This is a genomic window from Marinibacterium sp. SX1, assembly GCF_050389775.1.
GTDB lineage: Bacteria > Pseudomonadota > Alphaproteobacteria > Rhodobacterales > Rhodobacteraceae > Marinibacterium.
In genome coordinates, this window is record NZ_CP177146.1 from 16558 (window position 1) to 34554 (window position 17997).

7 protein-coding genes are annotated in these 17997 nt (G+C 72.2%); 1 reads left to right on the forward strand and 6 read right to left on the reverse strand.

What is annotated here, in order from left to right:
* Nucleotides 1-126 precede the first annotated feature (126 nt).
* Nucleotides 127-1002 (forward strand): 4'-phosphopantetheinyl transferase family protein, encoded by an 876-nt coding sequence (locus ACK3BB_RS22745; protein WP_428929171.1) that lies wholly within the window; start codon nt 127-129, stop codon nt 1000-1002.
* A 21-nt stretch (nt 1003-1023) separates the two neighbouring features.
* On the opposite strand, the gene ACK3BB_RS22750 is transcribed toward ACK3BB_RS22745, so the two are convergent.
* From ACK3BB_RS22750 to ACK3BB_RS22775, 6 genes are read right to left on the reverse strand one after another with little or no spacing between them, the layout of a single operon-like run.
* Entirely contained in the window at nt 1024-2067 is a 1044-nt protein-coding gene (locus tag ACK3BB_RS22750; protein ID WP_428929172.1) for an OsmC family protein, read from the reverse strand.
* Nucleotides 2064-3395, reverse strand: a complete 1332-nt coding sequence (locus ACK3BB_RS22755) for a trans-sulfuration enzyme family protein (RefSeq protein ID WP_428929173.1) — start codon at nt 3393-3395, stop codon at nt 2064-2066. The genes ACK3BB_RS22750 and ACK3BB_RS22755 overlap by 4 nt, the downstream gene beginning before the upstream one ends.
* Complete coding sequence (locus tag ACK3BB_RS22760; protein ID WP_428929174.1) at nt 3392-4678, reverse strand: SidA/IucD/PvdA family monooxygenase; 1287 nt, start codon at nt 4676-4678, stop codon at nt 3392-3394. The genes ACK3BB_RS22755 and ACK3BB_RS22760 overlap by 4 nt, the downstream gene beginning before the upstream one ends.
* A gap of 22 nt (nt 4679-4700) precedes the next feature.
* Nucleotides 4701-5471, reverse strand: coding sequence for a thioesterase II family protein (locus ACK3BB_RS22765; protein ID WP_428929175.1), 771 nt, complete (start codon nt 5469-5471; stop codon nt 4701-4703).
* Nucleotides 5468-8824: an amino acid adenylation domain-containing protein gene (locus ACK3BB_RS22770; protein WP_428929176.1), complete on the reverse strand. Its 3357-nt coding sequence runs from the start codon at nt 8822-8824 to the stop codon at nt 5468-5470. The genes ACK3BB_RS22765 and ACK3BB_RS22770 overlap by 4 nt, the downstream gene beginning before the upstream one ends.
* Nucleotides 8824-17913 carry an amino acid adenylation domain-containing protein gene (locus ACK3BB_RS22775; protein ID WP_428929177.1) on the reverse strand — a complete coding sequence of 3030 codons (9090 nt, stop codon included), beginning with the start codon at nt 17911-17913 and terminating at the stop codon, nt 8824-8826. The genes ACK3BB_RS22770 and ACK3BB_RS22775 overlap by 1 nt, the downstream gene beginning before the upstream one ends.
* Nucleotides 17914-17997 lie beyond the last annotated feature (84 nt).

Genomic DNA, 17997 nt, shown 5'->3' on the forward strand with positions numbered 1-17997 from the left:
GGCGGTGCCTGCATGTCGGCCGATGCTACGCAAGGCAGCGTCCCGGCGTCTGTCCGAGGCCGGAGTATTCACAGCCCCAGCCGGAGCGAGGCTTTCCCCGGGGCCGGCGGGCGGCAAGGATGGGCCATGACTGACGACAACGACGTGATCGTGATGGCCGCCCCGGTGGCCTGTGTTTGGGCCTGTGCGGGGGCTTGGGTTGAGGGTACCGGGGCGCCAGAGGCCATCCTTGATGCCGGTGAACGCGACCGGGCGGGTGCCTTTGTGACAGGGGCCGACCGCCGGCGCTTTGTCGCAGCGCATTGGCTGAAACGGCAGGTCCTGGGCCAGATCACCGGGCGAGATCCGGCGGGGCTGGCCTTTGGGCGCGGGGCCAATGGCAAGCCCGTCCTGTCCGACGGCCCGGCGTTCAACATCAGCCATGGCGGCGATTGGGTGGCCCTGGCGATTGGGCTGACGGGGCCGGTGGGCGTGGATGTCGAGATCGGCCGCGATGAGGGGTTCTGGCAGGATGTCCGCCCGGTGGTCACCGGCCCGGGCGACGGGGCCTTTGACCCGCTGCGGCTGTGGACGGCCAAGGAAGCGGCGCTGAAATGCCGGGGGACCGGGTTCCTCATGGACCCGCGCGGGATGGCCATTGTCCCGGACGGGGCGGGGTTTGTGGCTTGTCCGGTCGATTGGGCTGGCCATGAGGGCGGGGCGGGTCGGGACGATAGGGTCTACAGCGACGTGCGGGTTTCCGGGGACGGCGGGGCCTGCCGGGGTGATCGGGAAAGCCGGGGCAATCGGGTCTGCAAGGACCGTGGGGCCGATCACCCCACCAAGGAAAACCGCGACGTTGGGGCCAGCCAGGCCGATGGGCCGCTGTTTGGCCAATGGCGCATGGCCGATGACCTGCATTGCCTGGCGGTTGCGGCCCCGGTCCGGGGCGTGAGCTGGCGCATCATCCGCCGCCCGGAGGCCCTGGCCGGGATGCTGGCGGAGCTGCCCCAGGGCGGTTGAGCGCCGCCCCGGGACCAAGGATCAATCGCCGATCCGTTCCAGCGCCGCCTTGGTCGCGCCGGCAAAGGCCTGGTGACAGGCCGAGCGTGTCCTGGCCTTGGCCACCAGCCGTTCCAGGTCGGCCGTGGTCAGCGGGCCGGTGGCGCGCAGGACCAGCCGGTTGTCCTGCAGCTGGATGGCCGATTTGTCGAAGAGGTTGAAACAGCCCTTCATGTCGAGGTGGCAGGCAATGTCGCCTTCCAGCGCGTGCAGCACCAGCCCCTCTTCGGCGGCGCAAAGCACGACCTGTTGCATCAGGTCGGCCGCCACCCCGGTCAGCAGGTATTCCTGCGGGTTGGGCGCCTCGTTCAGACCGGCGGCGGGGCCGGGCTGGTCCGAGACCAGCCGCGCGCTGCGCGGGCGGGTGTGGCCGGGCGTGCCGATGTCCTTCAGGGCGATGTCCATCTGGGTGCCGTTGCGCCAGTCGATATCCACCCCCAGCGCCACCGGGCCGGCCGGCTGATCCATCGGCGCGGGCATGATCCGGGCCGGGCGGGACAGCCCGTCGCCGGGCGCGGCGGTTTCGGTGACGATGCAGTCGACGGCCAGGCTGTTGGGCAGCGTGACGGTCACGTAATTGGGCGAGAACCGCGCCACGTTCATCATCATCTGCTTGTATTGCCAGCGCCCGCCATCCGAGGCGATATGCACGTCGAGTGCCAGCCCCTCCAGCGCCGCGCCGGCCTGGCTGGCGGCGGCCGAGACCCGCAGCGTGTCGAGGGTGATGCCCTTGTAGGACGCGCCCTGGACCAGGATGTTGGCCACGCAGCTGCCCAGCCCGACCATCAGGTAATCGGCCGGCGTCGGCGCGGCGGCGCCGTCGGGATCGGACAGGTGCCCGACGTCGAAACGAAAATCCCGGCCCAGCCGCTTGCTGCCGAAGCGCAGCGGCAGGGTGCGCCCGCGCAGGGTCAGCCCGCCGGCCCAGGTCAGCCCGGCGGAATAGTCGATCTCGTTCTCGCGTGGCACCTTGCGGATCTCGTGGACCAGTTCGCTGATCGCCGCGACATTCATGCCGTTCTTCATGCCCGTTCTCCCGTTGCGGCGGCCAGCGCGTCGGACAGATCGCGGCGCAGGTCGGCCAGGTCCTCGATGCCGACCGACAGGCGCATCAGCCCGGGGTTGATCCCGACCTCGCGGCGCTGGCGTTCGACCATGCTGGAATGGCTGGTGTTGAATGGCATCGAGATCAGCGATTCCACCCCGCCCAGCGACGTTGCGGCCTGGATGATCCTGAGCTCGCTCATCAGCTTCAGCCCGGCCTCGTCGCCGCCTTTGACCTCGAAGGACACCATGCCCCCCGCGCCCCGGGGCAACAGCCCGGCGGCCCAGTCATAGGGATAGTCCGGCAGGTCGGGGTGATAGACCCGGGCCACCCCGGGATGGCCGTCGAGATAGGTGGCGATCTGGCGCGCGCCGGCGACATGGGCGCGCATGCGCAGGTCCAGGGTCTTCAGCCCGCGTTCCAGCACGGCGCAATCCTGCGGGTTCAGCGAACCGCCCAGCTTGAGCATCTGCGACCAGATCATGTCGAGATACTTGCGGCTGCCCGCCGCGCTGCCGGCCACAAGGTCGCTGTGGCCGTTGAGATACTTGGTGCCCGAATGCAGCACGACATGGGCGCCCAGGTCGATGGGCGTCATGCAGACCGGGGTCAGGAAGGTGTTGTCGAGCGCCAGGAACAGGTCGCGCTGGCGGGCCAGCTCGCCCAGCCGGGCGACCGGGGCGCATTTCAGCAGCGGGTTGGTCAGGGTCTCGAAATAAAGCAGCTGGGTGTTGTCGCGGATCGCGGCCTCGATCGCATCGGCATCGGTCGGATCGACAAAGCTGACCTCGCGGCCGAACTGGTGCATGTCGTCGCGCAGCAGGTTGAAACTGCCACCATAAAGATCGCGGGCGGTGACGATATGGCCGCCCCGGGTGGTCAGGGCCAGCAGCGTCGTGCTGATCGCGGCCATGCCCGACGAAAAGACGATGGCGCTTTCGGCATGTTCCAGCGCGGCGATCTTGTCCTGCACGGCCCATTGCGTCGGGTTCCCGTAGCGGGTGTAGATCGGGTAGTCGCGGATCATCCCCTGGTCGAAGGCCTTGTAGCTTTCCTTCTGGAACAGGAAGGTCGTGGCGTTGAAGACCGGCGTGCCGACGGCACCGGTGACCGGGTCGTTGTAGGTCCCGGCATGGACCGACAGCGTGCCGGTGCCATGGGTGGCCGGGTCCATCGCGGTCTGCACCGACATCCTCGGTCCGGCATGGCGGCTGCGGGTCAGCTGGTCGGCCCATTCGGTCTTGGCCGAAACCCCGGGGGTCTCGCTTCGGAACCGGCCTGCCCAGTCCTTCAATATGTTTCTGCTCATCCGGCCTTCCTCTGGTCCTTGGTGGTCTGGTCTGCCAGGTGGCGGCACAGCGCCTCGCCATCCGCGCCCTGGAATATGTTGATGCCCACCGGCGCCCCGGCATGGGACGGCTCGCCGATGCCCGTGTTGCGCCGGCCAAAGCCCAGCCCCAGGCCCATCAGCCCGTCGAACGGCGCGCCCTGGCCGTCACACAGCCGGCCCCGGGCATCGATGGCGCAATTGGCGGTGAGGGTGCCCGGGTCCAGCGGGCGGCCCCCGGCGTCTTCCAGCCGGGGCAGGCGGGGGCGGTAGCCGGTGCCGGCGATCACCAGCCCGGCCCCGGCGATGGCCTGATCCAGGGCCTTGTCCGAGGCGATCTCGACCAGGCGCACCCGGGCGTGCAGCCCGGCCCGGACCTGTTCGTAAAGCGCGCGCGAGCGGGTATAGAGCCCCTGGAACCGGAACACCCGGCCCGAGGCCGGGCAGACATCGGCCACCGGGTCGAAGGCCTCGCCGGCGGCCCGGGCGGCGGCGGCCGACAGATGCATGCGCCGGATCGGCGCGCGGTGCAGGATGTCGATGGCCGGCCGGTCGCCGCCGGTCTCTTCCAACAGCTTGTGCAGGATCGAAAAGGCGCTGTGCGAGCCGCCGACAACGACGATGCGCCCGGCATCGCCGGGCAGGGTCGCGGCCCCGGCCGGGCGCAGGAACCGTTCGGAATGGATCAGCCGCACCCCGTGGCGGGCCGCCGCTCCGGCCAGCGCATCGGGGATCACCGGGATGCTGCCGCAGGCCAGCAGGGCGCGGCGCGATACTGTTTCGGTGCCGTCCTCGTCGATCGCCGTGATGCCCGGCCCCTCAACGGGGCCATCATTCGGCCCGCTGCGCAGGCACAGAATGCGCCGGCCAAAGCGAATGCGGCTCTGGGGAAACCGCCGAACCAGGCGCAGCACGTCCTGGCGCAGCTCGGCCTCGAAAGCGGCGACCAGTTGCAGGGGCACCGGCCGGTCGCCGGTCTGGCGCAGCAGGGCGGCCAGCGGCCGGTCGAGCGCCTCGGCAAAGGCGCCGTCGGGCCGGATGCCTTCGAGGAAATCGGACGCCGCGGAATTCGACACGATGTCATAGTTGATGCCCCGCTGCAGCAGGGCGTCGACATCGGGCTCGGCCTCGTGGATGATCAGCCCGGCGCGCAGCAGGTCGGGCAAGAGCCCGGTGCGGTCGGCCGCGATCAGGAAGCTGATCGCCGCGGGGCCGAAGCCGATGATCTGGCAGGGCGGGACGGGCTGGCGGGCGGGGTCGGGCATGGTGCTCTCCTTGAATTCGGGCTCAGGCCTGCGCGCCCTGCCGGGCGGGGCGGGCCAGCAGATCGGCCAGGTCGGTGCAGATCTGTCGGCGGATGCGGTCCAGCTGGGCATCGTGGTGCAGGAAGAAATGGTCGCCGGGCAGCAGGGTGCGGCCAAAGCCCGGGCCGGCCACGTCGCGCCAATGCTCCAGCGCGGCGGCGGGCACCTCGGGGTCGTCGGCGCCGCCAAAGACATGCAGGGCACAGGGCAGGATGCGGTGACAGGGCTGGCGGCTGATGATCTCGCTCAGGCGGAAATCGGCGCGGATGACGGGCAGGACCAGCGGCAGCAGTTCGGCATTGTCCAGCACCTCGGCCGGCGAGCCGTTCAGCGCACGGACCTCCTCGACCAGCGCGGCATCGGCCAGATGCGACCGGCGGCGCGACGGATCGGGGTGCGACGGGCTGTGACGGCCCGAGGCAAAGAGCGCCAGCGGCGGCCGCGACGCGCCGGTCGCCAGCGCCAGCCGGTATCCCAGCGCCGCGCCCAGGCTGTGGCCAAAGATCGCCCAGGGCCGCGTCAGGGCCGGGCGCAATTCGTCGGCCAGCCGCGTGGCCAGGGCGTCGGGATCGGTGGCCAGCGCCTCGCCCATGCGCATGCCGCGCCCGGGGTATTCGACCGGGCGCACGGCGATCCAGTCGGGAAACAGCCGGTCCCAGTCGCGATAGACCGCCGTGCTGCCGCCGGCATAGGCCAGGCAGAACAGGTCGATCTCGGCGCGGGGCTTGCGGTCGGAGAAGGGGGCGATGATCATGCGTCGGTCTCCTCGGCGGGCCCGTCCGTGGCGGTTTCGGGGGCGGCGTCCTGCCCGGCCACAAGGGCCGCCAGCGCGGCCAGGGTGGGGCTGTGGAACAGGCGGGCCAGGTCGATCTCGGCCCCCATCTCGCGCCGCAGGGCCTGGACCAGCCGCACCGCCTGGACGGATGTGCCCCCGTCGCGGAAGAAATGCGCCGCGCCGGAGCGCGGGGTGGTGCCGGTATGCGCGGCCCAGAGCCGGGCCAGGGCGGGCGGGATCGCCGGATCGTCCGGTCCCTCCGGGTCGGCCGGGGCCGGGGGACGACCGGCTAGGGCGGCCCAGGCAACGGCCTGCAGCGCTTGGCGGTCGCGCTTGCCGTTGCGGCCCAGCGGGATCTCGTCGATGGGCAGCAGGTGGCGCGGGACCATGTAATCGGGCAATTGCCCGCGCAGCCGGTCCAACAGCGCCTCGGGGTCGTCCAGCGCCCCCACGCAACAGGCCACCAGCACGTCCTGGCCGGCTCCGTCGCGCAGGATCGTCACCGCCGCCGCGCTCAGCCCGGGCGCGCGCAGGAGGTGGGTCTCGATCTCGCCGGCCTCGATGCGGAACCCCCGCAGCTTCAGCTGGAAATCGGTGCGGCCGAGGAATTCGATCGCCCCGTCCGGACGCACCCGGCCAAGATCGCCGGTGGCATAAAGCCGGCGCCCCGAGGGATGGACCCGGAAGCTGGCCGCGCTGCGGGCCGGATCGCGGTAATAGCCCTGGGCCAGGCCGTGGCCTTCGATATGGATCTCGCCGGTGGCCAGCGGTGGGCAGGGATGGCCGGCACCGTCCAGAACATGCAGCTGCTGGCCGGCCAGGGCATGGCCATAGGGCACCGACCGCCAGTCGTCGGGCACGTCGGTCACGGCAAAGGTGTTGGACCAGATCGAGGCTTCGGTCGCGCCGCCAAGCGCGTGCAGCCGGGCCTCGGGCAGGGTGTTCAGCACGGCCCGGGCCAGCGGCAGGGGCACCCAATCGCCGCTGAGCATGATGACCCGCAGCGCGGACAGCCCGGCGCGCAGGGCGGCGGGATCCTCGGCAAAGGCCAGGTCCAGGAAGGCCGGCACCGAATTCCACAGGGTGACCCCGTCGCGGGCGCATTGGCGCAGCAGGGCGGCCGGATCGGGCACCGGGGCATCGGGCGGCAGGACCAGCGCCGCCCCGGCGATCAGGCTGCCCCAGATGTCGTAGACGCTGAGATCGAAGCTGAGCGCCGACAGGCCAAGCACGCGGTCGCCCGGCCCGACGGCAAAGCGCCGGTTGATGTCGTGCAGGGTGTTCAGCACGGCGGCATGGGTGATGGCCACGCCCTTGGGCGTGCCGGTCGAGCCGGAGGTATAGATGACATAGGCCAGCGCCGCGCCGTCGGGCGGGGGCATGTCGGGCAGGGGCGGATGGGTGGCCAGACCGTCGGGCCGCAGCGCGCCGGGGCGGTCCTCGGCGATGATCGTGCGGGCGCCGCTCTGGGCCAGGATCGCCTGCTGGCGGGCGGCGGGCAGGCGCGGGTCAAGGGGCAGCCAGGCCATGCAGGCCAGCGACACGCCCAGCACGCAGGCCACCTGGTCGGGGCCACGGGGCAGCGACACGGCCACCAGGTCGCCGGGCAGGGCGCCGGACGCCCGCAGCCCCGAGGCGATGCGCCGGGCCTTCTCGGCCAGCGTGCCATAGAATGTCGCCCGTCCCCGGGCATCGACCAGGGCCACTGCCTCGGGCTGGGTGGCCGCGCGCTCCAGGAACGCCCGGCCCAGGGTCTCGCCCGGATCGGGCGCCGGGCCCTCGGCCAGGGGCGGCAGGGCGGGAATGGCCGGCTGGGCCGGATCGGCCCGGTCCCAGGCGCCGGCGTCGCGGATCAGCGCCATAAGCGCCGTCTCGTAGCGGTCGAACAGGGCCTCGGGCAGGCCGGGCTCAAAGATCTCCTCGACGTGATCCCAGTAGTAAAGCAGCCCTTCATGGGTCTCGATCACCTGGTGATCCAGCCAGACCTGCGGCGTGCGCAGCTCGCTGGACAGGGTGCGGAACCGGCCCTGTAGCGCCGGTGGCAGCACGGCCGTGCCGGGGCCGATCCCGCTGGTAAAGACAAAGGGCGCGGGCGGGGTGGTGGTGTCGCCCTCGCGGTGCAGCCGGCGGCAGAGCGACACGCCGGAGACCGCCGCATGGGTCATCCGCTCGGCCAGGGCCTGTTGCAGGGCGCGGGCCTGGTCGGCAAAGGCCCCGCCGGACAGGCAGGGGGTCAGCAGGGTGTTGGTGTGGTTGCCCACGATGGCCGCCATGTCGGGATGATCGAAGGGCCGGAAATTGCCCAGCACGTTCAGGGTGAAATCCGCCCGCCCGGCCCAGGGCCGCAGCACGGCAGCATAAAGCGCCAGCAACACCGCGTTGGGCGTCAGCCCGCGTTCCTGCGCCCGGCGCCGCAGGGTGACCCAATCCTCGGGCCGCAACCGCCCGGCCTGCCGCGCAAAGCGCGAGCGGTCGGGCGCCCGGCCGGCCCGGGGCAGGGCCGGTGGCGGGGGCAGGTCGGGCAGGGCGCGGTCCCAATAGGCCCGGGCCGCGTCGCGCGGGAGATCCTGCAGGGCCAGCACGTAATCGCGATAGGACAGGGCATGGTCGGCCGGGGCCATCGGCGCGTCGTAAAGCCCGGCGAGCAGGTCGTGGAACAGCCGTGCCAGCGACGGGCCGTCCAGCACGATCAGCCGCAGGGTCAGCACCAGGCGGCAGCCCTCGGGCATGCGGATCAGCGTCGCGGCCAGCGGCGGGCCGTCTTCCAGCGCGGGCAGGGCCGTGTCGGCGTGGGCGGCGGCCAGGGCGGCGGCCCGGGCATCGGCGGCTTCGGGCTCCAGCGTGGACAGGTCCAGCACCTCAAGGATGCAGCGGGCATCGCCCGGCGGGGCGATCCGTTGGGTGCCGTCCGGGCTGAAGCGCATGCGCAGCACCTCGTGGCGCTCTTGCAGCAGGTCCAGCGTGGCCTGCATGCGCTCGGGTGTGACATCCTCCAGCGCGACATGATGGACATAACAGGGCACGGCCGATTGCGGCGCCCCGCCGCGTTCCCCGACCCAATAGGCCTGTTGCAGGTCGGTCAGCGGGAAGGGCGCGTGGCGGTCCTGCGGAGCCGGGCGGATCGGCGGGGCCAAGGCCGCCGCATCGGGCGCGGCGGCGAGGTCGGCCAGCAGGGCGGGCTTGTGCGCGGCCAAGGCCTGGCGCAAGGCCGCGTCGACGGCGCCGGCGGGGGCTTCGAACCGCAGCGCTCCGGCCTCGGCCCACAGCCGCACCCGGCGTTCGCGCAGCTGTTCCTGCAATTGCCACAGCGGCATGATCACGGCCTGTGTCATCAGATCACCCCCGTTTCCATCGCCGCCCCGTCCGTCGGGCCGGCGTCATCCCCGGGACGGTTGCCCGGCGCCCCTGCGGTGGTCAGCGCGGCATCCAGCAGCCGGGCCTGATCGGCCAGCAGCGGGTTGCGCAGCAGGGCGGCCAGGTCGAGATGCACGCCATGGCCTTCGCGCACCTGCCCCGACAGCCGTGTGAGCAGCAGGGAATCCCCGCCCAGGACAAAGAAATTGTCGTTGGCCGCCACCGTCTCGCGGCCCAGGATGCCGGCCCAGAGCGCGGCCAGCGCCTGCTGGGTGGCGCCCTGCAACGGCTGGCGGTCGGCGGTCTCGGCGGCCGGGGCCGTGCCACCGGCCACATCCCGGCGCAGCCGGGCGCGGTCGACCTTGCCGTTGCGCGTCAGCGGCAGGCTGAGCAGCTGGTGCCAGCGCACGGGCACCATGTGGGCCGGCAGCGTTTCGGCCAGCGACCGGCCGAGCGCGGCGGTGTCCAGCGCCGTGGAGCTGCCGTCGTTCTGGCCCAGGATGACATGGTAGTTCATTGCCTCCACGGCATGGCCCGGCGGCGGGAAGGCCGCGCTGCGGGCAAAGCCCGCGCGGTCCATCACCGCCTGCCAGCGCGGGGCCGACAGCATCGGCAGGCAGGTGTCGAGCCGTTCGTCGGCGTAATGGGTCAGCCCTTCGACAAAGCCCAGGCTGATCATCTGGAACCGCGGGTTGGTCGTGCCTTCGATCAGCATCATCGCCCCGTCGGGCCGCAGCAGCCCGCGCAGCATCCGGCTGGCCGCATTGGCATCGCGGGCGTCGTGCAGCACGTTGGCGCCCAGCACCAGGTCATAGCTGCCCGGGGCATAGCCCTGCAGGCCGGGATCGTCGTTGATGTCGAAGATGCCGTAGCGCAGCTGCGGCCAGTCGGCGAAGGTCTGCGCGGCATTGTCCAGGAAGTAATCGGACAGGTCGGTGAAATCATAGGTGAATTCCCGTCCGGCCAGCTGTGCCAGCAGATCGTGGGTGGCGCTGCCGATGCCGGCTCCGAATTCCAGGATGCGCAGCGGGCCGGGCCTGTCGGCCAGGAACCCGCCGGCCACCTGCGCGGCGACACGGTTGAAATGGGCCGACACCGGGTTCTCGCGGTACCAGCTTTCGACGAACTCGGTGCCGCCGCCTTCGAACATCAGTTCGAGCGGGTTGAACCGGGCGCTGAGCAGCTCGCCCGCTCGGTCGGCACAGCGCGAGATCAGCGACCAGATCCGGCGTTCATGGCCGGCCCCGTCGCGGGTGCGGGCGTCGATCGCGGCGCGCAGGTCGGGCAGGCCGGCGGTCTGGCCGACCCGGTCGGTGGCCACCAGGTCATCCCCGTCGCGGCGCAGGTAACCGTCATCGACCAGCGCCCGCAGCCAGCTTTCGAACAGCTTGGCCCCGGCCTCGGCCACGTCGAGCGACCGGAACAGGGTCTCGGCCGTGGCCCGGTCACCCGGCGCGCGCAGGTGGCCGGCCCGTTGCAGCGTGTGCAGCATGGTCCAGGTCGCAAAGAGCTCCAGCTGGTCGTATTGCGCGGCATAGGCCGCCAGGTCGAACCGGCCGGGCAGGGCCAGCACCGCGGCCTGGCCGTCCTGCTGCGCCCGGGCCCAGCCCGGTGTCGACGCGCCATCGCCCGGCACCGGGGCGGCGGCGACATAGCCATGCAGCTGTCGGACCGGCGCACCATGATAGAGCACCACCGCCTGGCGCACGCCGGGCCGGGCCTCGATGGCGGCCTCGATGTCGCCGGCCTCGACCCGCTGACCGTTGATCTTCAGCTGGTTGTCGATCCGGCCCAGGATATCCAGCGTGCCATCGGGGCGCAGCACGCCCAGGTCGCCTGTGTGGAACAGCCGGTCGCCGGTCACCGGATGCGCCCGGTAGCTGGCCGCCGTGCGTGCGGCATCGCCGTGATAGCCCAGCGACCGGGCCAGCCCGCCCATGCAGATCTCGCCGGCCACGCCGGGCGGGCAATCCTGCCCCGCCGGGTTCAGCAGGTGGCAGACCTGGCCGGGCAGCGGCCGGCCATAGGGTATGCGGGCCCGGTCCGCATCGGCATCGGTGATGGTATGGTGCATCGAGACCACGGCGGTTTCGGTCGGCCCGCCGATCGAATGCAGCACGGTATCGGGCCAGAGCGCCCGCAGCCGGCGCACCAGTTCGGCCGGGATCCAGTCGCCGCCCATCATGATGTGCCGGGGCGCCGGGGGCACCGTGCCCCGCCGGGCCTGGGCATCGAGCAGCAGCGCGACAAAGGCCGGCACGGCGTTCAGGATCGTCGGGGCATGGGTCTCCATCAGGTCGAGCCAATGGTCGGGGTCCATCGCCCGGTCGCCTTCGGGCAGCACAACGGCCCCGCCCACGGCGAACATGCCGTAGAGGTCATAGACCGACATGTCGTGGTGGAAGGCGCACATCGACAGGGTGCGGTCTTGCGGCCCGGCGTCCAGCAGGATGTTGAGCTGTGCCAGGGTGTTGAGCGGAGCCTCGTTGTCCAGCACCACGCCCTTGGGCGTGCCGGTCGTGCCGGAGGTATAGATGATGTAGGCCGGATCGCCGGCGCCCTGGCGGGGCATGGGCGCGGTGGTCGGCAGGGTGTCCAGCTCGGCGGCTTCCGGGGCGATCCGGCGCTGGCCTGCGGGCAGGTCCAGGTCCGGCGGGCAGATCACGGCAAAGGGGGCCAGGTCGGCCAGCACGGCGGCAAGGCGCTCGGCCGGGTAGTCGGGATTGACTGGCACGTAACAGCCGCCGGCCCGCTGGATCGCCAGGGCCGCGACAACGGCCTGGCGGGACTTGGGCAGCACCATGGCCACCGGCTGGCCGGGGGCCAGCCCCGCGCCGACCAGGTGATGCGCCAGCCGGTTGGCCCGGCCGCGCAGGGCGTCGTGGCTCAGCACGCCGTCATCCGTCAGGATCGCCGGAGCCCCGGCCGCCCCGGTCTCGGCCAGATCGCCCAGGCTGCGCGCCGAGGGCGCCGGGCCGTCCAGTGCCGGGACCAGCCCGGAGGCCGCCGCGATCTCGTCGGGGCTGCGCAGGTCGGGCAGGGGCGCGGCCCAGGTCTCGGGCGCGCGGGCCAGCCGGTCGAGCAGGCGGGTGTAACAGGCGAACATGCCCTCGATCAGGCCGGGATCGAACAGCTCGTCGGCCACGAACCAGCGGGTCATCAGCGCCCCGCCATATTCGGTGGCCTGGTAATCCAGCCAGACCTGCGGCGTCTGGTTGACCTCGTAGACCTGCTTGTGGCGCAGGGCCCAGCCGGGCTGGTCGGGATCGTCGAAATCCATGCCGATCATCGAGGTGAAGACCACGGGCATCCGCACGCCCTCGGCGCCGGCCCCGGCATGGCGGCCAAGGTCGCGCATCAGCTGGATGCCGCTGTAATCGCGGTGTTCCAGCGCCTGCCACAGCGCGTCCTGGGTGCGCCGGGCGGCGTCGAGATACGGCTCGGCCGCCCGGGCGCCGACGGGCAGCAGCATCAGCGAAGTGAAATCGCCGCAGATCTCCATGACCTGGGGATGCACGTTCTTGCGGTTGAAATAGGTCACGTTCAGCGTGAAATCGGGCGCCTTGGCATAGGCCGCCAGGGCATGGGTATAGGCCGTCAGCATGGCCGCGCTGGGGGTCAGGCCCAGCCCCTGCGCCCGGTCCTGGAAGGCGCGCCAGGTCTCGGGCGGCAGGCGGTGGGTCAGGCAGCGGAACCGGGGTTGGCCCAGGCTGGCCGGATCACGCACCAGCGGCAGGTCGGGGGCCGGGGGCATGTCGGGCAGGCGGGCCTGCCAGTACTCCCGCGCGGCCTGCCAGCCGGGCGTCTCGCGCTGCGCCTGTTCGGCCAGGACGTAATCGCGGAAGGTCAGGTCCAGGTCGGGGAAGCGGGCCTCGGGATCGTCGAGCAGGGCGGCCAGTTCGCCATAGATCACCCGGAAGCTCTGGATGTCGAAGACGATCAGGTCCATGTCCAGATGCAGACGCGACACCCCGTCGGGCAGGTGGCTGACCCGCAGTTCAAAGAGCGGCCAGCGCGCCGGGTCAAAGACCTGGTAGGTCATCCGATGACGCTGCGCCTCAAGCTCGGCGTCGCGTGCCGCGGCGGGCAGGTCGGTCAGGTCGGCGGCCGCGATGTGGTAACGGGGCACCTCGGGCAGGATGCGCTGGCGGCCGTCGGGCTGGATGATGCAGCGCATCATCGGATGGCGGGCGATCAGCCGGTTCCAGGCCGCTTCCAGCCGGGCGGCCTCGGCCCGGGTGAGGTCCAGCTCGACATATTCGTGGCACGACACCCCGCCCATATCCAGCCCGTCGCCCCGACCCAGCCAGAAGGCCTGTTGCAGGTCGGTCAGGGGGAAGGGCGCATGGGCGGCATCGGGATCGGGGCGGATCGTGGTGCCGCCGGTGTCCAGCAGGTGGGTGAAATCGATGTCCGAGGTGGGAATCCCGGCGGCAACGTGATCGGCCAGCGCGTCGATCGTGCCAAAGTCATAGCCGGCGGTGGGCGGCAGCGACAGGCCGAAGCGCCGGTTGATGACCTGGACGATCTCCAGGAAGATCAGCGAATCCACGCCCTGTGCGGTCAGCGAGGCGGCGCTGTCCAGCGCCTCGGGCGGGCATTTCAGCCGGTCGGCCACCAGCTGGCGCAACATGCGGCCGACGGCGGCAGGCCCGGTGTCCGCTGTGCTCTCCGGCCCTGCATCACCGTCGGCGGCGGCCGTCGGCGTGCCCAGCAGGCCGGCCAGCACCGGGCCGGTGGCGGGCAGGGCGGCGACCACGTCGCCCAGCCGGGCGCGATCATAGCGGATCGGGATCGTGCCGCTGGCCCCGGATTTCAGCAGGCCGTTGAGTACGGCAAAGCCTTCGGGTGCCGGGATCGGGTGCACGAAGCCGCCGGCGCTGCGCGCGTCCCGGCTGGCGGTGCCTTCCATTTCCCACTGGCCCCAGGCGATCGACAGGGCCGGTGCGCCCTCGGCGGCCAACCCGGCGGCAAAGGCATCCTGCCAGGCATTGGCCACGCAATATCCCGCGCCAGGCCGGGCCACGGGCATCGCCAGGGCGGGGGCGGCCGAGCTGAAGAGGCAGAAGAGCGCCGGCGCATGGTCCTGCAGGGCGGCCCAGAGGGCCTGGCTGCCGGCGATCTTGACGCGCAGTGTCTCGGCGAAATCATCGGGCGGGGCATCGCGCAGCAGAGCGCCATGGCCGGCATGGGCGGTGTGGAAGGCATGGCGCACCGGCTGGGGCAGGTCGGCCAGCGCGGCGCGCAGCCCTTCGGCATCGGTCAGGTCGGCCCGGACGATGTGCAGGCGCAGGCCATCGGCGGTCAACCTGTCGGCCACGGCGCGCTGGGTCGCGTCCATCTCGCGGCGGATGACCAGCGCCAGGTCGCGCAGGCCCTGCGCGGCCAGCCAGCCGGCCAGCGCCTGGCCCACCACGCCGAACCCGGCGATCAGGGCCAGCCCCTGCCAGTCCAGCGCGACCGGGTCGGACGGCGCGGCGGTTTCTTCCAGTTGCGGTGCCTCAAGCCGGCCCGCAACGGTCCGCAACGCCGTGCCGATCCCGGGCAGGGCGGCGGCATGTTCGACCAGCGGGGCCAGATCGGGGCCGTCTACCGTGACGGCACAGGCCCGCAGGGTCGGCGCCTCGTTGCGCGCGCAGCGCCACAGCGATTGCACGGCCGCGCCGGCCGGGGCCTCGGGCAAAAGGGTGATGACGGGGATGTCGGGATGCGTCTCGGCAAAATCCATCCAGCCCTGCGCCAGCCGGCAGGCCTCGGTCAGGCAGGCCATGGCCTCGGCGGTGTCGCGGGCCAGCGGCGCCAGCCGGCAATCGAGCACCGCTTGGGCCGCCTCGGGCCGGTCTGTCAGCGCCCGGCCGAGGCTGGCAGCGGCATGGCGCATCTCGGCGGCAAAATGGTCGTCGCCCAGGATGCAGAGCGTGGCGGCCGGGGCCTCTGGCCAGGGCCGGTCCTGCCAGCGCCAGTGCCAGTTGCGGATGTCGCCGGCCGGCGCGGCCGGGCTCAGATCCAGCCGGGCGACGGGCCTGTCGCGATGGACCAGCCACAGGGCCTGGCCGTGCCGGATCGCCTGGCGGGCCTGTTGCCAGCCGGCGCCGAGCCAACCGCCGGCCAGCCCCTGCGCGGTCTCGCCGGCGATCAGGTCGGGCAGCAGATCGGCCAGCGGAACCGGCGTGCCATCGGGCATGTCGGGGGTGCCGGCCTGCGGAGTGATCTCGGCCCGGTGCGATCCGCTGAGGTCCAGTTCGGCCCGGCCCAGCAGCCCGTCGCGGCGGTGCAGCACCTCGGCCGGCCGGTCCAGCGGCAGCGGGACATCCAGCGTGAACTCCAGCGGACGCCCGCGCCAGAATGGTGCAAGGCAGGCATCAAGCGGCCCGCCGTCGGCCCGGCGCGGTGCCGGGTCGGGCCAGAACCGGCGGGGGGTCAGCGAGAGGGCCGGGGCCTCGGCCAGCGGGCCGGGGCGGGCGGCCCAATGGGCGTCCATCGGCCGGTCTTCGCCGGCCATGAAGAGCGCGGCGGCCAGGGCGGCGGGGCTGTCATGCCCGCCGGGCACCACGGTGATGCCCTCCGCCAGCGCGCCGCTGTCCATGGCCAGCCGGCCGAAACTGCCGTCTGGCCCGATCTCGATCACCCGGGTCACGTCCTGCGCGGCCAGTGCGGCCAGCGCATCGTGGAACTGCACCGGCGCGCGCAGCTGGTCGCGCCAATAGCGCGGGTCGAGCGCCTCCGGCTCCAGCAGGTCGCCGGTCAGCCCCGAGACCATGTCGATGGTCAACATGCCCCGCCCGGCCCGGCCGGCGGCCTCTTGGAACCGGTCGAGGATCGGCGCCATGCAGGGCGAATGGAAGGCGCGGTTGACCGGCAGGCGGCGGAAGGCCACCCCCTGGCCGTCCAGGTCGTCGGCCAGGGCGGCGACGTCCGCCTCGGGCCCCGACACGGCCACGCGCTGCGTGCCGTTCACCGCCGCGATGGCCAGTTGCGGATGGCCGGCGATGCAGGCCCGGGCGGCTTCGGCCGACATCTGCAGGGCCAGCATGGCGCCCGGCGGGGTGGCGGTTTCCATCAGGCGGGCGCGTTCTGCCACCAGGGCCGCGGCCCGGTCCGGGGCCAGTGCGCCGGCGGCGACGGCGGCGGCGAATTCGCCGATGGAATGGCCCAGCACCAGGTCGGGGATCAGCCCCCTGTCGGCCAGCATGCGCGTCATGGCGTGGTGATAGGCAAAAAGCGCGGGCTGGGTGTAAAGCGTGCGGTCGAGATCTTTCCGCCGGGCGGGATCGTGCATGACCGCGCCCAGATCGGGCAGGCCGGCGGCGGCGAACCAGCCGAGCGCCGCGTCGAAGGCCCGGGCAAAGACCGGATCGGCGGCGGCCAGGGCGCGGCCCATGCCGCTGATCTGGCTGCCCTGCCCGCTGAAGAGAAACGCTGTCCGGCCGGGGCCTGCCGCCGGTTGCGGCGCGGTGCGGGCCAGTGCGTCGGCCAGCCCGGGGGCATCCTCGGCGCAGACCGCCAAGCGCAGGCCGCGCCGGGCACGGCGGGTGGCGGCGGTGCGGCAGATCGCGGCCAGCGGCGCATCGGGTTCTGCCAGGCGGTCGCTCATCGCGGCGACCTGGGCGGCCATTTGCTCGGCCGAACCGGCGCTCAGGGCCAGGACAAGCGGCCCCGGCTCTGGTGCGTTGACGGCCCGGGCGGACAGCTGCGGGTCTGCCATGTTGTCGATTGGGGTGGACGGCCCGGGTTCGGCCGTGTCAGCGGCGCGGGCGGGCAGCGCGCCCGCTGCATCACCGGCGGGGGCCGGCGGCTCGGCCAGGATCATGTGGCAATTGGTGCCGCCGATCCCGAACGAGCTGACCCCGGCCAGGCGCTGTCGGCCGTCGGGCCAGTCGGCGGTGGCCTCAAGGGGGCGGAAACTGCCCGACGTCGTGTCGATATGCGGGTTGGGCGGGGTGCAATGCAGGCTGGCCGGCATCTTTGCCTCGCGCAGGGCCAGCACGGTCTTGATCAGGCTGGCCACGCCGGCGGCCGTGTCGAGATGGCCGACATTGCCCTTGACCGACCCGATGGCACAGGCCCGGCCGGGCGCGCCATAGACCTGTTCCAGCGCGGCGATCTCGATCGGATCGCCCAGGGGCGTGCCGGTGGCATGGGCCTCGATCAGGCCGATTTCGCCGGGCGCCACGCCGCTGTTTTGCAAGGCGGCGCGCAGGGTGGCGGCCTGGCCCTCGGCGCCGGGCGCGGTAAAGCCCAGCTTGCGCGCCCCGTCGTTGCGCACGGCCGAGCCCAGGATCACCGCATGGATCACGTCACCGTCGCGCTCGGCCGCGTCCAGCGGCTTGAGCGCGACGATGCCCAGCCCGTTGCCCGCCACGATGCCGCTGCCCCCGGCGCCGAAGGGCCGGCAATGGCCGTCTTCGGCAAAGATCATGCCGGGCTGGTGGAAATAGCCCACGCCCTGCGGAAAGCTGATCCCCACGCCCCCGGCCAGCGCCGCCCGGCATTCGCCGCGGCGCAGGCTCTCGCAGGCCTGGTGCACGGCGACAAGCGAGCTGGAACAGGCCGTCTGCACCGTCATCGCCGGCCCGTCCAGGTCCAGCCGGTAGGCCACGCGCGTGGCCAGGTAATCCTTGTCGTTGCCCAGCAATTGCTGAAAGCGCTCGGGGCGGGTGATCTCTTCGGGATGCAGCTCGGGCAACAGCGCCTGGTAGGTGCTCTGGCGGCAGGCGGCGAAGACCCCGACATGGCGGGTTGTGCCGGTCAGGTTGGCCAGGTCCATCAGCCGTCGGCATTCCTGCAGGAACAGCCGGTGCTGCGGGTCCATCAACAGCGCCTCGCGGGGGGAAATGCCGAAGAAGGCCGCGTCGAACGTATCGGCCCCGGCGACCTCGGTGCCCGCGTTGACAAAGCCCGGGGCGTCCGGCAGCGCCGGGTCGGCGCCATTGGCGGCCAGCTCGGCCGGGGTGAAGGGGCGGATGCTTTCGCGCCCCTCCAGCAGGTTGCGCCAGAAGGCGGCCACGTCCGGCGCATCGGGGAAACGGCAGGTCAGGCCGATGACGGCAATCTTCTCTGAGGGCATCTCTTCTCGCTTTCGCAGGGCCCGGGCGGCCGGGGCGCAGGGGGCCATGAAAACCGGCCGGGGCGATCGCTGCCGCCCCGACAC

Bases quoted from the DNA above. Each gene is read 5' to 3' on its own strand.
- ACK3BB_RS22765 (WP_428929175.1), bottom strand. From the start codon at position 5,471: ATGATCATCGCCCCCTTCTCCGACCGCAAGCCCCGCGCCGAGATCGAC.
- ACK3BB_RS22750 (WP_428929172.1), bottom strand. From the start codon at position 2,067: ATGAAGAACGGCATGAATGTCGCGGCGATCAGCGAACTGGTCCACGAG.
- ACK3BB_RS22775 (WP_428929177.1), bottom strand. From the start codon at position 17,913: ATGCCCTCAGAGAAGATTGCCGTCATCGGCCTGACCTGCCGTTTCCCC.
- ACK3BB_RS22745 (WP_428929171.1), top strand. From the start codon at position 127: ATGACTGACGACAACGACGTGATCGTGATGGCCGCCCCGGTGGCCTGT.
- ACK3BB_RS22755 (WP_428929173.1), bottom strand. From the start codon at position 3,395: ATGAGCAGAAACATATTGAAGGACTGGGCAGGCCGGTTCCGAAGCGAG.
- ACK3BB_RS22770 (WP_428929176.1), bottom strand. From the start codon at position 8,824: ATGACACAGGCCGTGATCATGCCGCTGTGGCAATTGCAGGAACAGCTG.
- ACK3BB_RS22760 (WP_428929174.1), bottom strand. From the start codon at position 4,678: ATGCCCGACCCCGCCCGCCAGCCCGTCCCGCCCTGCCAGATCATCGGC.